The organism is Streptomyces sp. NPDC005899, from assembly GCF_040629645.1.
GTDB lineage: Bacteria > Actinomycetota > Actinomycetes > Streptomycetales > Streptomycetaceae > Streptomyces.
The window spans coordinates 1-14,889 of sequence record NZ_JBEXWB010000145.1 but is presented as its reverse complement, the minus strand read 5'-3'; the positions used below and the strand labels follow the sequence as shown (position 1 = coordinate 14,889).

The 14,889-nt window shown below is 71.8% G+C and carries 11 protein-coding genes; 3 read left to right on the top strand and 8 right to left on the bottom strand.

The annotated features are described in order from the left end of the window. Positions 1–72 precede the first annotated feature (72 nt). Positions 73–1,302, bottom strand: a complete 1,230-nt coding sequence (locus ABZ371_RS17740; protein ID WP_358680077.1) for a S8 family serine peptidase — start codon at positions 1,300–1,302, stop codon at positions 73–75. A 338-nt stretch (positions 1,303–1,640) separates the two neighbouring features. Here ABZ371_RS17740 and ABZ371_RS17735 point away from each other — a divergent pair, with 338 nt between their 5' ends. Next, positions 1,641–2,243, top strand: a complete 603-nt coding sequence (locus tag ABZ371_RS17735; protein WP_358680074.1) for a YdeI/OmpD-associated family protein — start codon at positions 1,641–1,643, stop codon at positions 2,241–2,243. A 104-nt stretch (positions 2,244–2,347) separates the two neighbouring features. On the opposite strand, the gene ABZ371_RS17730 is transcribed toward ABZ371_RS17735, so the two are convergent. Beyond that, positions 2,348–2,773: a thioesterase family protein gene (locus ABZ371_RS17730; protein ID WP_358680071.1), complete on the bottom strand. Its 426-nt coding sequence runs from the start codon at positions 2,771–2,773 to the stop codon at positions 2,348–2,350. A 285-nt stretch (positions 2,774–3,058) separates the two neighbouring features. Here ABZ371_RS17730 and ABZ371_RS17725 point away from each other — a divergent pair, with 285 nt between their 5' ends. Further along, positions 3,059–4,936, top strand: coding sequence for a carbohydrate binding domain-containing protein (locus ABZ371_RS17725; protein ID WP_358680068.1), 1,878 nt, complete (start codon positions 3,059–3,061; stop codon positions 4,934–4,936). A 74-nt stretch (positions 4,937–5,010) separates the two neighbouring features. Here the strand turns inward: ABZ371_RS17725 and ABZ371_RS17720 are convergent, their stop codons facing one another. From ABZ371_RS17720 to ABZ371_RS17695, 6 genes are all read right to left on the bottom strand, one after another. Further along, the gene (locus ABZ371_RS17720) at positions 5,011–6,078 is read right to left on the bottom strand and encodes an aldose epimerase family protein (protein WP_358680065.1); all 1,068 of its coding nucleotides are present in this window, start codon (positions 6,076–6,078) and stop codon (positions 5,011–5,013) included. Beyond that, the gene (locus tag ABZ371_RS17715; RefSeq protein ID WP_358680062.1) at positions 6,078–7,112 is read right to left on the bottom strand and encodes a LacI family DNA-binding transcriptional regulator; all 1,035 of its coding nucleotides are present in this window, start codon (positions 7,110–7,112) and stop codon (positions 6,078–6,080) included. The genes ABZ371_RS17720 and ABZ371_RS17715 overlap by 1 nt, the downstream gene beginning before the upstream one ends. Before the next feature lie 63 nt (positions 7,113–7,175). Continuing rightward, complete coding sequence (locus ABZ371_RS17710) at positions 7,176–8,222, bottom strand: ABC transporter permease (protein WP_358680060.1); 1,047 nt, start codon at positions 8,220–8,222, stop codon at positions 7,176–7,178. Continuing rightward, on the bottom strand, positions 8,219–9,217 hold the full coding sequence (locus tag ABZ371_RS17705) for an ABC transporter permease (protein ID WP_358680057.1): 999 nt from the start codon (positions 9,215–9,217) through the stop codon (positions 8,219–8,221). The genes ABZ371_RS17710 and ABZ371_RS17705 overlap by 4 nt, the downstream gene beginning before the upstream one ends. Further along, positions 9,214–10,821: a sugar ABC transporter ATP-binding protein gene (locus tag ABZ371_RS17700; protein WP_358680054.1), complete on the bottom strand. Its 1,608-nt coding sequence runs from the start codon at positions 10,819–10,821 to the stop codon at positions 9,214–9,216. The genes ABZ371_RS17705 and ABZ371_RS17700 overlap by 4 nt, the downstream gene beginning before the upstream one ends. Before the next feature lie 100 nt (positions 10,822–10,921). Continuing rightward, positions 10,922–12,007, bottom strand: a complete 1,086-nt coding sequence (locus ABZ371_RS17695; protein WP_358680052.1) for an ABC transporter substrate-binding protein — start codon at positions 12,005–12,007, stop codon at positions 10,922–10,924. A gap of 480 nt (positions 12,008–12,487) precedes the next feature. Here ABZ371_RS17695 and ABZ371_RS17690 point away from each other — a divergent pair, with 480 nt between their 5' ends. Next, positions 12,488–14,839 (top strand): AbfB domain-containing protein, encoded by a 2,352-nt coding sequence (locus ABZ371_RS17690; RefSeq protein ID WP_358680049.1) that lies wholly within the window; start codon positions 12,488–12,490, stop codon positions 14,837–14,839. Positions 14,840–14,889: the final 50 nt, after the last annotated feature.

Here is a 14,889-nt window from a genome sequence, read left to right as displayed (position 1 = left end):
GCGGGGAGCGCCCACAGCGAGGTGCGGGGCCCGCGCCGCGCGCGGGCCCCGCTCAGGGAAAACGGCCGGAGGTCAGAGGCCGCCGGTGTACAGGAGCCGGTCGGGAGAGCCGGCACCCAGGCCCGTCAGGACGTCCGGGGTGGCGTCCGCCGCGAGCCGGTCGGCGACCTGCTGGGGCGTCGCGTCCGGGTTCTGCTCCTTGTACAGCGCGGCGACACCCGCGGCGTGCGGACTGGCCATGGACGTGCCGCTCAGCTTCGTGGAGCCACCGCCGAGCTTGGCCGACACGATGTCCAGGCCGGGCGCGTACATCCAGACGCACGTGCCCCAGTTGCTGAACACCGTCTGCCGGTCCTGCGCGTCGCTCGCGCCCACGGCGACCACCCGGCCGGCGCGCGCCGGCGAGACGTCACAGGCGTCCTGGTTCTCGTTGCCCGCGGCGACGACGGGCAGGGTGCCCTGCTCCGCGAGCGCGTCGAACGCGTCGTCGACCGCCGAGGAGGCGGGTCCGCCGAGCGAGGCGTTGACCACGGCCGGCTGGTCGGCGTTCCGGGCGATCCAGTCGAGACCGGCGATGATCCCGGCCCAGGTCCCCGAGCCCTCGCAGTCGAGCACCCGTACCGGCACGAGGGAGGCCGAAGGGGCGACACCGTAGGTCTCACCGGCCACGGTCCCCGCCACATGGGTGCCGTGGCCGTTGCAGTCCTCGCCGCCGCGGCCGTCGCCGACCGCGTCGTATCCGGCCTCCACCCTGCCACCGAACTCGCTGTGCGCGGACTCGATGCCGGTGTCGAGGATGTAGGCGGTCACACCCTGGCCAGTACCGCCCACCTCGTACGCACCGTCCAGCGGCAGGCTCCGCTGGTCGATGCGGTCCTGCCCCCAGCTCCCGGCCGCGATCCGGCTGCTCGGCGCGGCTCCCGCCCCGGGCGACCCGGCCGCGGGCGTTCTCGCCGTAGCCGTCTTCACCGCGGGCGGCGAGACGGAGGCCTCGCTGTTCTCCTCGACCGCCTGGACTCCGGCCGCGCCGCGCACCTGCTCCAGCTGGGCAGGGTTCAGCGTGGCCGCGAAGCCACGCAGGACCTTGCTGTACGTGAAAAGGGGGTTGACGCCGAGCTGTTCGGCCATGGCATCCGGTGCCTGCCCGGCCGAGAGGGTGACGATGTACTGCCCGGGCACCGCCCGGACCGACTTCTGCACGGGTACGAGTGTCTCGCCGGTGTCGGCCGTGGCCTGGCCGGTGCCGACCAGCGGGGCGATCAGCAGTAGAGCGGCCGGGGCCCAGCGGGCGCGCAGGCGCATGCGTTCTCCCTTGGGGTGGAGGAGCGGCTCGTGGGCCGGGAGGCCCAGGAGGTGCGAACACCTGACCTTTCGTCCACCTGCGGCGCGGCCCTGAGCCGCATCAGCCGGACGGCGCAACGATCCGTCCGGGGCGCCACGGGGGGCGAGGCGGTACGCGACCGTGCCCTGCGGTCCCGGCTCCGGCCGGCCGGGCGCCCTCAGCCCGCGCACCGGGGCCCCGCATCCGAACCGGGGTCCCCCGCACGCCGGCATGACCGGGTGCCGTTCAGGACATCTCCTGTCCTGTTGGGCGCCTAACGTCGAAGGACGACCTGGACCGAGACGAAGGCGGTAGCGCCATGGAGAGCACACCGGCGTCCGGACGCGCGGAGGAAGCGGGTGCGGAGCCCGTGGTCTTCGCACGCGGTGAGGATCTGGATGCCTGGCTCGCCGGGCACCACGGGGCGCGCTCGGCCCTCTGGCTGAAGATCGCCAAGAAGGGCTCCGGCGTCAGATCGGTCACGGCCGCCGAGGTCGTCGACATCGTCCTGTGCTACGGATGGATCGACGGGCAGCGCAGGTCCCTGGACGAGACGTACTACCTGCAGAGGATCTCGCCGCGCCGGCGGGGAAGCCTGTGGTCCCAGGTGAACGTGCGCAAGGTCCAGGCACTGACCGCCGCCGGACGCATGCGGGAGCCGGGGCTGGCCGAGGTGCGGGCCGCGCAGGCGGACGGGCGGTGGGCGGCGGCGTACCCGTCGCAGGCGGAGGCCACGGTGCCCGACGACCTCGCCGCCGCGCTGGCCGCGAACTCCCGGGCGCGGCGGTGTTTCGAGCGGTTGGGCAGGACGGACAGGTACCTGGTCCACCTCCAGCTGTACACCGCCAGGACCCCCGCGCTCAGGGCCGGGCGGCTCGCCCGGGCGGTGGCGAAGCTGGCGTCGAAGGACGCGACCGGTTGAGTCGCCTCCGGAAGCCGGGGCCTGCGGTGGCCTGAGCGCTCCCGGCGCCGGGCCCGGGCCGGCGAGGCGAGGTCTCCGCTCCGCGGGAGTGGGACGCCCCGGCGTCAGGCCGTGACGATGCCCAGGAGTGCCGGCTTCTCAGCGAGGGACGCCAGGCGCTCGGCCGGGTCCGCGACCAGCCGGCGGGTGGTCAGGTCGAGCACGCCGGCCACGGCGTCGACCTCCGCGGCGAGGGTCCCGTCCTCCTTGGTGATCCGCTGCCGCACCCCGAAGGTCTTCCCCGGACCGTAGGCGAACGCGCAGCTCACGCGTACCCGGTCCCCGCCTCGCAGCTCGCGCAGGTACCTCACCGTCACCTCCAGCTGCACCGGCCCCACTCCGTCGGCCAGCAGCTTCTCCTGGGGCACCCCGGCCTCCCGCAGCAGCTCCCAGCGGGCGTGCTCGGCGTACTGGAGGTAGACGGCCTGGTTGAGGTGTCCCTGGGTGTCGAGCTCGTAGCCGCGCACCGTGACGTCGACGAAATAGGTCATGAACGCCGCAACAGCGACGGCCGCCTCCTCATTCCTCCGGGCCGGCCGGGGAAGCACCGTGCGCGGCCCCTTTACGGGCTTGTCATGCGCGGGTAACTTCCTGGTCCTGCAAGGAATTTCAGCAAGGTTCTGACAGTGATTGCTGTCAGGGCGCACCGCTCGCCCGAATCCCGAGGCGCGTCCGGGTTCTCCGGCGGGACCACGCAGCCGCTCGCGGGGCGGCTGTGCTGTCGGCAGCCGCGGTCACACCCGCCCGCGGCCCTCCCCCGGAGACGAGACACACGCATGAGACGCATCCTCTTCCGGCTGCTGGGACGCCCACTCGCGGCGGCCTGCGCGGCCACCGCGGTGCTGGGGCTCCTCACGTCGCCGCCCAGGACGGCCGAGCCGGCTCCGGCCGTGCCCGCGGCGGCCTCCGAGACCACCGCCACCGTCTTCTACTACACGAAGACCAGGAACTGGTCCTCCTACTCCCTGCACTACGCGCCGGACAAAGGTGCGTGGACGACCGTCCCCGGGGTGCCGATGGAGGCCGCGTGCCCGGACTGGGTGAAGCGGACCGTCGACCTGGGCGGCGCGTCCGGACTGGCGGCCACCTTCACCGACGGCGCGGGCGTGTGGGACAACAACGCCGGGAAGAACTACGCGCTGGGCACCGGCGCCATCACCGTCAAGGACGGTGTCGTCGCCCACAGCGACCCGTGCGGCGGCGGTACGGAGCCCGACCCGGACCCCGGCGGCCCGCACACGGCGTCGGTCTACTACTCGACCACCACGGTGGGCTGGAGCACCACCAACCTGCACTACAGACCGGCGGGCGGGACGTGGACCGCCGTCCCAGGCGTGGGTATGGAGGCCGCCTGCACCGGCTGGATGAGGAGGTCGGTCGACCTGGACGCGGCCACCACCATGCTGGCCGCGTTCAACAACGGCAACGGCGTCTGGGACCACAACAACGGCGCCGACTACGCGGTGCCGGCCGGGCTGACCACCGTGAAGGACAGGAAGGTCACCGCGGGGGCCCAGGACCCCTGCGCGGCCGGGACTCCGGACACGCAGGCGCCCACCGCCCCGTCCAAGGTGTCGGCGAGCGCCGACGGCGTGTCCGTCGTCCTGACGTGGGCTCCCGCCACCGACGACCGCGGGGTGACGGAGTACTTCGTCTTCGGCGAGGTGGCCGCGTTCGTCAACGACAAGTGGAACCGCGGTTCCGTCAACCACAGCGCGCAGTTCTACACCTGGAAGGAGCGCAAGGAGTACAGCGCCGACGACGGGAAGGCCGCCCTCGAGATGTACGACTACGAACAGCGGCAGGGCACCGGCTCCCAGCCGACCTCCACCAACGCCTTCCTGGAGGGCAACACCTACCACGCCCCGGACCACAGCAGGTTCTCGGGCATGAACGTCATCGACATGCGCATGCACATGAACTTCGGTGACGCGAACAACGCCTACGACAACGGCAAGGACTCCGACGACAGCTACAACGACGCCACCTACAACGTGGTCTACGTCGACAGCCACGACTACGGGCCCAACAAGAGCGGTGAACGCTACTCCGGCGGCACGGACGCCTGGGCCGAGAACATGTCGCTGATGTGGACCTTCCGCGGCATCCCCACGCTGTACTACGGCTCCGAGATCGAGTTCCAGGCCGGGAAGAAGATCGACTGCGGGCCCACCTGCCCGCTGGCGACGACCGGCCGGGCCTACTACGGCGCGCACCTCGCCGGAGACGTCGAGGCGTCGGAGTTCGGCACGGTCGACTCGGCGACCGGCGCGGTCGCCGGCACCCTGGCGCAGCCGCTGGTCAAGCACGTCCAGCGGCTCAACCGGATCCGCCGGGCGGTGCCGGCCCTGCAGATGGGGCAGTACTCCACGGAGGGCATCACCGGCTCCATGGCGTACAAGCGCCGTTACACCGACGCGGCGAGCGGCACGGACAGTTTCGCCCTGGTGACCGTGACGGGCGGTGCCACGTACACCGGCATACCCGACGGGACCTACAAGGACGCCGTCACCGGGGACACGCAGGTGGTGACGGGCGGCAGGCTCACCGTCCCGGCCCCCGGGAAGGGCAACCTGCGGGTGTACGTCCTGGACCTCGGCGGCCGGAACGCGGCTCCGGGGAAGATCGGGACCGCGGGACCGTACCTGAGGTGACGCGGTGGGGCGGGCGCCCCGGCCGGCGCCCGCCCGGCCGGTGCACGGGGACGCCGGGGCGCCGGCCGTCCCGCTCAGCCCGGCGCCAGGTGCGGGAAGCGCAGTTCGGTGCGGCTGCGCGCCATGTCGCCGGGGCGCAGGACGGCCGTGGGGAAGTCCGGGCGGTTGGGTGAGTCGGGCAGGCGCTGGGTCTCCAGGCACACCGCGCCGTGGCGTTCGTGGCGCCGGCCGGCCGCGTCGGTGAACGCCCCGTCGAGCTGGTTGGCGGTGTAGACCTGGATCCCGGGCTCCGTCGTCCACACCTCCAGGACCCGGCGGGCCTGCGGCGCGGTGAGGCGGGCGGCCCGGCGCAGGGCGCCGCCGGATCCGCGCAGCACCCAGCTGTGGTCGAAGCCGCCCGCGGCGCGCAGTTGCTCGTGGTCGTGACCGAGCCGTTCCGCAAGGAGCCGGGGCACGGTCAGGTCGAAGGGGGTGCCCCGGACGTCGGCCGGGACGCCCCGGGGGATGCCGTCGCCGTCCACGGGCACGTACGTGTCAGCGTCGACCTGGAGGTGGTGGCCCAGGACGTCGCCGTGCCCGGCCAGGTCGAAGTAGGCGTGGTTGGTGAGGTTGACGACCGTGGCGCGGTCGGTGACCGACGCGTAGTCGACGGCCAGGGTGCCGGTCGCGTCGAGGGTGTACGTGACGGTGGCGTCGAGCGCCCCGGGGAAGCCCATGTCGCCGTCGGGGCTGTGCAGGGTGAGCCGCACGGAGGCGGTGGTGCGGGTGGCGCCGGCGGTGGCGTCCCACACCTTGGTGTGGAAGCCCTCGGGGCCGCCGTGCAGGGCGTGGCCGCGGTCGTTGGCGGGGACGTGGTGGGTCGTCCCGTCGAGGGTGAAGCGGCCGTGCGCGATGCGGTTGGCGTACCGGCCGACGACGGCTCCGAAGTACGGGTGCTCGGCCGTGTAGTCGTCGACGGTCGCCAGGGAGCGGACGACGGAGGCCGGGGCCCCGGCGGTGTCGGGCACGGTGAGGCGGTGCAGCGAGGCGCCGTAGGTCAGGATCCCGGCCTGAACACCCGCACCGCTGTCGAGGGTCCACAGGTGGGTCGCAATGCCGTGGGCGGAGCCGAAGGGGGTGCTGTGCACGGTGGGGCGCGGCATCAGTGGTCCTCGGGGGAAGCGGCGGGCCCGGGCGTGGTGGACTCCCGGACGATGAGGCGGTAGCCGGGACGAGGCCTGCGCGGTTCGGCCACCGGCTTGCCGGAGAGCCGCTCGACGAGGCTGTCGACGGCCAGCCGGGCGATGGCCTCCTTGTCCGGGGCGATGGTGGTCAGCGTGGTGGTGCCGTAGCTGCTCTCCTCGATGTCGTCGAAACCGACGACCGCGATGTCGTCCGGGATGCGCAGCCCGCGTGCCGTGATCGTCCGCATCGCGCCGATGGCGATCAGGTCGTTGTAGGCGAACACCGCGTCCGGCCGCTCCCCCCGGTCCAGGAGGGCGGCCATGCCGGCGGCCCCGTCCTCGCGGCCGTACCCGTCGGTGACCACGACCAGGTTCTCGTCCGGGCTGATCCCGGAGGCGGCGAGCTCCTCCCGCCAGCCCCGCAACCGCAGGTGCGCGGGCTGGCGTTCGCGGCCGGTGCGCGAGCCGAGGAAGGCGATCCTGCGGTGGCCGTGGTCGAGGAGGTGGCGCACGGCCTCCCGGGACGCGGCGACGTTGTCGATGGCGATGTGGTCGTACGGTGCCTCGTACTCCCGTTCGCCCAGCAGGACCAGGGGCGCCGTCTCGGTGCGCGCCATGAGGTCCTCGGTCTCCAGGTGGATGGGACTGAGGATGAGCCCGTCGATCACGTGTGACCGGAACCCCTGGCTGACCAGGAGTTCCTTCTCCCGCTCGCCCGCGGTGTGGTCGACCAGGACCGTGTAGTCGTGCCGGGCGGCGGCGTCGACGACCGCTCCGGCGAGCTCCGCGAAGTACGGGTTGCCGAATTCGGGGACCGCGAGGGCGATGATGCCGGTGCGGCCCTTGCGCAGGTGGCGTGCGGTGAGGTTGGGCCGGTACCCGAGGTCGTCGATGGCCTGCTGCACCTTGGCGCGCATGGCTGGTGTGACGTGCTGATAGTTGTTCACCACGTTCGACACGGTCTTGATGGACACGCCCGCCCGTTGCGCAACGTCCTTGAGGCTGACGCCCACGGCACTCCTTGGCTCGACTCGGCTCTACGGCTCGGTGGCTCTGCTCGGCACCGCTCTTCGCGGTCAGGTGCTCCGGCGGCTGCGCGCCAGGTAGCGCTGGGCCACCACGACAACGATAAGGAAGCCGCCGCTGACCACCGACTGGTACGAGGAGTTGAGCGAGCCGATCTGGTTGATCAGGTTCTGGATGACGGCGAGCAGCAGGACGCCCCAGAGCGTGCCGCTGATCGAGCCGGCGCCGCCGACGAGCAGGGTGCCGCCGATCACGACGGCGGAGATCGCGTCGAGCTCCATGCCGACACCCACGATGGTGACGCCGGAGGACAGCCTGGCCGCGTTGAGCGCGCCGGCGAGCCCGGCGAGCAGACCGCTCAGTGTGTACACGAGGATCTTGGTGCGGGCGACGGGCAGGCCCATGAGGGTGGCGGCGTCGCTGCTGCCGCCGACGGCGAACAGTGTCTGGCCGAACGAGGTGCGCTGGAGGACGAGTCCGCCGGCGCCGAAGAGGACCAGCGCGATCAGGATCGGGTGGCCGAAGCCCCAGACCGCACCCTGGCCGAGGTCGCCGAAGGCGGAGTCCTTGGGCACCAGGTAGGTGGTGGCGCCCTCGTCCGTGATGGCGAGCAGGACGCCCCGGGCGCCCAGCAGGGTGGCGAGGGTGACGATGAAGGGGGCCATGTTGCCCCGGGCGATCAGGAGCCCGTTGAGCAGGCCGATCGCGCCGCAGACGGCGAGGGGGACGACCAGGGCGGCGAGGAATCCGTACGGGGAGGCCCAGGCGGCGAGCACTCCGCCCAGGGCGAAGACCGACCCGACGGACAGGTCGATGCCGCCGGTGATGATGACCATCGTCATGCCGAGCGCGACCACGGCCAGGAACGAGGCCTGGATGGTGACACCGCGGGCGTTGTCCAGGGAGGCGAACGTCGGGTAGATGAAGGAGGCGGCGATGACCACGGTCAGCAGGACCGCGAGGACGCCCTGCCGCTGGAGGAGTTCGGCGGCTCGCTGCCTTCCGGTCGGGCCGGTACCCGCGACGGGGCGGGGGGCGGACGGCTTCCGCGGTGCCGGCGCGGCCGGGGCGGTGGGTGCGGGGGTGGTGTTGTTCATCGGGACCGACGCTCCCGGGCGACGTAGACGGCGGCGATGATGATGGCCGCCTGGGCGATCTGTGCGGTGGAGTCGGGCAGGTCGTGCTTGACGAGGGTGGCGCGCAGGAGCTGCATCAGCAGGGCCCCCGCCACGGTGCCGAGCACGCGGACGGAGCCGCCGTTCAGGGGGGTGCCGCCGACGACGACGGCCGTGATGGCGGAGAGTTCCATGAGGGTGCCGAGCGAGGAGGGGTCGCTGGCGGTGAGCCGGGCCGTGGCGAGGATCCCCGCGAGGGCGGCGAGGACCCCGCAGATGACGTACACCCCGATGAGGACCCGCTTGACGGGCAGGCCCGCGAGGGCGGCGGCGGAGCGGTTGCCGCCGACGGCGACGACCTGCCGGCCGAAGGTGGTGCGCTGGACCAGGAAGGCCACGGCTACGGCGAGGGCTCCCGCGATCAGGACGACCAGGGGGACGCCGAGGAAGGAACCGGTGCCCAGGGACAGCAGGTCGGGGTTGACGATCTGCTTGAGCCGGCCGTCGGCCATGACGAGGGCCAGTCCACGGCCTCCCACGAAGAGCGCCAGCGTGGCGACGATGGGCTGCAGCCCGATGAGGGAGACCAGGCTGCCGTTGACGGCTCCGACGACCGCCCCGGCCAGGAGGGAGACGGCGAGTGCGGGCACCAGCCCGTATCCGAGGTAGAGCGGCAGGAAGGCCGCCGCGAGCGCCATGGTCGAGCCGACGGACAGGTCGACGCCCTCGGTGCCGATGACCAGGGCCATGCCCAGGGCGACGATGACGATGGGGGCGACCTGGACGAGCTGGGTGCGGAAGTTGTCGGCGGTCATGAAGTGGTCGGTGAACAGCGCGTTGAAGAGCAGCACCACCGCCACCGCGACGTACACGCCGTATTCCTGGTACCAGGAGGGGTCACGCAGCCGGGCCAGGGGGGAGGCCCGCCGGCTGGTGGGCACGGGCTCGGTGGGGGGTGCGACGGCGGTCTGTGTCATCGGGTGTCCTCCTGAGCGGCCGGGGTCTCGTCTCCCGGTGCCGGTGCGTGGTCGGCGAGCACTTCGAGCAGCCGGCTCTCCGCCACGTCGTCGCCCGCCAGTTCGCCGGCGACGGCCCCGCCCCGCAGGACGACGATCCGGTCGGCGCCCTCGATGAGCTCCTCGATGTCGGAGGAGATGAGCAGGACGGCGAGGCCCTCGCGGGCGAGGTCGTCGATGAGGCTCTGCACCTCGGCCTTGGCTCCGACGTCGATGCCCCGGGTGGGTTCGTCGAGCAGCAGGACCTTGGGCTCCAGGCAGAGCCAGCGGGCCAGCAGGACCTTCTGCTGGTTGCCGCCGGAGAGTTCGCCGACCTTCTGTTCGGGGCTCGACGCCTTGATCCGCAGGCGCTTCATGAAGATGTCGACGATCCGGTCCTGCCTGGCGCGGGAGACGACACCCGCCCGGGACAGCCGCGGCATGGCGGCCAGCACGATGTTCTCGCGGACCGAGAGGCCGGGGACGATCCCCTCCGCCTTGCGGTCCTCGGGCAGCAGGCTGATCCCCGCCCGGATGGCGGCGGCCGGCGTGAGCCGTTTCAGCGGCGCCCCGTCGACGGTGAGTTCACCCGAGTCCAGCGGCAGGGCGCCGGACAGGGCCTTCGCCGTCTCGCTGCGGCCCGAGCCGAGGAGACCGCCGAGACCGAGCACCTCGCCCCCGTACAGCGAGAGCGATATGTCGTGGAGCTGGAGGCGGCTGTTGAGGCCGGTGGCGGTCAGCACGGGCGTACGGGCGGCCTGGTGGCCCTCGGCGGCGAAGCTGGTGACACCGGCGCGGCGGACCTCGGCGAGGTCGCGGCCGAGCATCATCGACACCAGCTGCATCCGGTCGAGACCGGCGAGGTCGCCGGTGTGGATGTGGCGGCCGTCACGCAGGACGGTGACGCGGTCGCAGATCCGGTAGAGCTCGTCCATGCGGTGGCTGACGTAGAGGACGGCGATGCCCTGGCCGCGCAGGTCCGCGATGACGCGGAAGAGCGTCTCCACCTCGCGCGGTTCGAGTGAGGAGGTGGGTTCGTCCATGATGACGACCTGGGCGTTGACCGAGACGGCCCGTGCCAGGGCCACCATCTGCTGGGTGCCGATCCCCAGGGTGTGCAGCGGCCGGCGGGGGTCGACGCGGACACCGAAGCCGTCGAGCAGTTCCGCCGCCTCGCGGTGCATGCGGGAGAAGTCGATGAGGCCGAAGCGGTTACGGGGCTCGCGGCCGAGGAAGATGTTGCGGGCCACGCTCATCAGTGGGACGAGGTTGACCTCCTGGTAGATCGTGGAGATCCCGGACTGCTGGGCCTCGAACGGCCGGGTGAACCTGACCGGCTCGCCCGCGAGCCGCAGCTCGCCGCCGTCGGGCCGGTACACACCGGTCAGTACCTTGATGAGGGTGGACTTGCCCGCGCCGTTCTCCCCCACCAGCGCGTGGGTCTCCCCGGGGCGCAGGGTGAAGGAGACGTCGTCGAGTGCGACGACGCCCGGGAACCGTTTGCTCACCGAGCGGGCTTCGAGCACGGCGGTGGCGGCGTGCGCGGCCGTCTCCGGTGCCTGAGGTACTGCTTCGGGTGGTGCCATGGCTGGTCTTGGCCTTCCGCTGTTCCGAGGGTGTGGGCCGGGAGGCCGCCGTGGCGCCGTCTGCGCCCCGGCGGCCGGGGCCGTCGGTGACCGGAGGGGGTCAGTACGCGCCGCCGAGCGACTGCGCGGCGTTGGTCTCGTCGTACGCACGGTCGGTGATGATGACGTTCTCGGGGATCTCCTCGCCGCCGTAGAACTTCTGGGCCGTCGCGAAGGCGAGCGGGCCGAAGCGCGGGTTGGACTCGATCACGGCGTTGTACTCGCCGTTGGCCAGGGCCTGGACGGCGTTGCGGGTGCCGTCGACCGAAACGATCTTGACGTCCTTTCCGGGCTTCTTGCCGGCCGCCTTCAGCGCGGTCACCGCGCCGAGGCCCATCTCGTCGTTCTCCGCGTAGACGGCGGTGATGTCCGGCTTGGACTGGATGAGCTGTTCCATGACCTGCTGGCCCTTGTCACGGGCGAACTCGCCGGTCTGCTGGGCGACGATCTCGATGCCGGGCGCCTCGGCCTCGATCCGGTCGACGAAGCCCTTGGTGCGGTCGGTGGTCACGTTGTTGCCGGAGGCGCCGAGGAGGATGGCCACCTTGCCCTTGCCGTCGGTGGCCTTGATCATCGCGTCGGCGGCACGCTTGCCCTGCTCGACGAAGTCGGAGCCGAGGAAGGCCACATAGTCCTTGCACGCCGTGGAGTTGACCTTGCGGTCGATGGTGAGGACGGGCACCTTCTTGGCCGCCGCGGCCTTGAGCGCGGGCTCGAGGCCGTCGGAGTTGAGCGGTGCGACGATGAGGAACTGCGCCCCCTGGGAGAGCATGTCCTGGATGTCGCTGATCTGCTTGGACAGCTGTGACTGCGCGTTGGTGGTGAGCAGCTTCCTGACGCCGATCTTCTTCGCCTCGTCCTTGATGGACTGCGTCTCGGCGATCCGGAACGGGTTGGCCTCCTTCTCGGACTGCGAGAAGCCGACCACCGCGTTCTTCAGGTCGAGCTTCGGTGCCCCGTAGGTCCGCAGCGAGCAGCCTGCACCGGAACTGGCCTCGGGGCTCTTCGGCGCCTGCGCCCCCTGGCTGCTGTCACCGCTCGCGGTGTCCGTGGTCTCCGACTTCGAGCAGCCGGCGGCGGCCAGCGTGGCGGTTGCGGCGAGCAGGCAGGCCGCGGCGAAAGTACGGGATCGACGCTGGGTCATCATGCGCGGGACGCTCCTTGGCGGGATGACGGCACGCCGTTCGGCGCGCGGTCGGGCATGGCTGGACGACGCATCGGCCGCTCGGCGGACGATGGCACTGCACCCCTCACGACACCGCTCCGAGCTGGGAGAACTGTGGTCGTGAGAGCCTGTGCGGCCTCTCGGCGGCTCGGTTTACAACGTTATATAGGCGGGGTGGCGCGCGCGGCAAGAGAGTTGCCGCTGCGTTTCCAAAACGTGTCACCACGACACGCGACGCGCGGTTCACCCATCGGCGGCCGCCTGGGCACCAGCCGGTGCGCCATCTATGGACACCCGCTCGACGGCGTGCTGTCATACCGCCGACATCAGTTTTCCAACGTTGCAGAAACGTTGTCGCCCCCGGAGCCCGTCCCGTTCGACGACCACGGCGCCACCGGCCACCTCCGGCGGCTCCCGCGCTCCCGCACCCCCGGCGGGACGCGGCCCACGAGAAGGAGAACGATGAGATCCGTACGCGAGCCCGGCCACCGCCCCTGGTGGAGACGCTTAACCGCCGGCGCGGGCCTCCTGGTCCTCGCCGCGAGCGCGCTGGTGGGCATCGGTGCGCCGCCCTCCCAGGCCGCGACCGCGGCCTGGGAGCCGAAGCCCTCCCCGATGACCACGCCGTGGACCGCCCAGGTCCCGGTCGACAAGCCGCTTCCCGAATACCCGCGCCCCCAGCTCACCCGCCCCGACTGGGCGAACCTGAACGGCATATGGGACTTCGCGGTGACCGGCCGTGACGCCGGGCAGCCCGCCGCCTTCCCGGAGCAGATCCGGGTCCCCTTCGTCGCGGAGTCCTCGCTCTCGGGCATCAAGCGCAGGATCACCGAGAACGACAAGCTCTGGTACAAGCGCTCCTTCACCGTGCCGTCGAGCTGGAACGGCCGCCGTGTCGTGCTCAACTTCGGCGCCTCCGACTGGCAGAGCACCGTCTGGGTCAACGGTACGCAGGCCGGCGCCCACAAGGGGGGCTTCGACGCGTTCTCGTACGACATCACGCCCCAGCTGAACGGCGGCACGAACACCGTCGTGGTCTCCGTCCAGGACCCGACACAGACGGGCGGGCAGGCCGTCGGCAAACAGCGGATCAGCGACGTGGACCCGCACCCGGGCGGCGGCATCTTCTACACTGCGGCCTCCGGCATCTGGCAGACCGTCTGGCTGGAGCCCGTCGCCGCCGCACACATCACCCGGCTGGACATGACGCCGAACCTCGGCGACGGCACCCTGCGGGTCAGGGTGCAGGCGGCCGGTGCGGCCGGCCGGACCGCGCGGGTCACGGTCTCCAGCGGCGGCACCGCGGTGGGCTCGGCGACCGGGGCCCCCGGAGCGGAGATCTCCGTACCGGTGCCCGGTCCCCGGCTGTGGAGCCCGGACGACCCCTTCCTGTACGACGTGCGCGCCGAACTGCTCGACCAGGCGGCGGTGGTGGACGCCGTGGGCAGCTACGCCGGCATGCGGTCGATCGCCGTCGCGAAGGTGGACAACATACTGCGCCCCGTCCTCAACGGGGCGTTCGTCTTCCAGACGGGCACCCTCGACCAGGGTTACTGGCCGGACGGCATCTACACGGCTCCGACCGACGCCGCCCTGAGGTCGGACCTCCAGGCGCACAAGGACCTCGGCTTCAACATGGTCCGCAAGCACATCAAGGTGGAACCGCAGCGCTGGTTCTACTGGGCGGACAGGCTGGGCCTCCTGGTCTGGCAGGACATGCCCGCCATGGACACCGGCAAGGTCCCCGGCAGCGCCGCCCGCACCCAGTGGGAGGCCGAGTACCACGCGGTCATCGACCAGCACCGCAGCTCGCCCTCCCTGGTCATGTGGGTGAACCAGAACGAGGGCTGGGGCCAGTACGACCAGGCCCGGATCGCGAACGAGGTCAAGGCGTACGACCCGTCGCGGCTGGTGGACAACATGAGCGGTGTCAACTGCTGCGGTTCGGTGGACGGCGGAAACGGCGACGTGATCGACAACCACGTCTACGTCGGCCCCGGCAACACCGCGCCCACCCCGACCCGGGCCGCGGTCCTCGGTGAGTTCGGCGGGCTGGGCTACAAGGTGCCCGGCCACGAGTGGTACCCGGGCGGCGGCTTCAGCTACGAGGACCAGGCGAGCACCGCGGCCCTCGGCGACCGCTTCGTCGGGCTCCTCGACTCCATCCGTGTCGGCCAGTTGCCGGCCGGGCTCTCGGCCTCGGTCTACACGGAGATCACCGACGTCGAGAACGAGGCGAACGGCCTGCTCACCTACGACCGGCAGGTGGTCAAGGTGGACACCACCCGGGTGAAGGCCGCCAACCAGGCCCTCATCCAGGCCTCGAGGACACCGCCGCCACCGGTGACCCTCCCCACCGGCCGGAACACGTCGCTGCGGGTCACCACACCGGGACACACGAACAAGTACCTGCGCCACTCCCAGGGGCTCGCGTACACGGCGGTCGTCGACAGCGGCAGCGGCGCGCTGCTGAAGAGCGACGCCACCTGGAAGGTCGTCACCGGCCTCGCCAACGGCACCTGCTACTCCTTCGAGTCGCGCAACTACCCCGGCGAGTACCTGCGGCACCGGGACTTCCGGGTCCGCCGCGACGCGAGCGACGGCTCGGCCCTCTTCAAGGCCGACGCCACCTGGTGCGCGGTCGCGGGGCAGGGCGGCGTACGGCTGTCGAGCGCCAATCTTCCCGGCAGCTATCTACGTCACATCGACTCGGAGGTGTGGCTGGCCACTCCGGGCGGTGGTCACGCCTGGGACAACGCGGCCACCTTCACCGAGGACACGACGTGGGCCGTGGAGGCGCCCTGGGCGCCCTGAGGCGAGCCGGTGAACCACCGGGCCCGGCAGCCGGCCGGACGGGCCGGCTG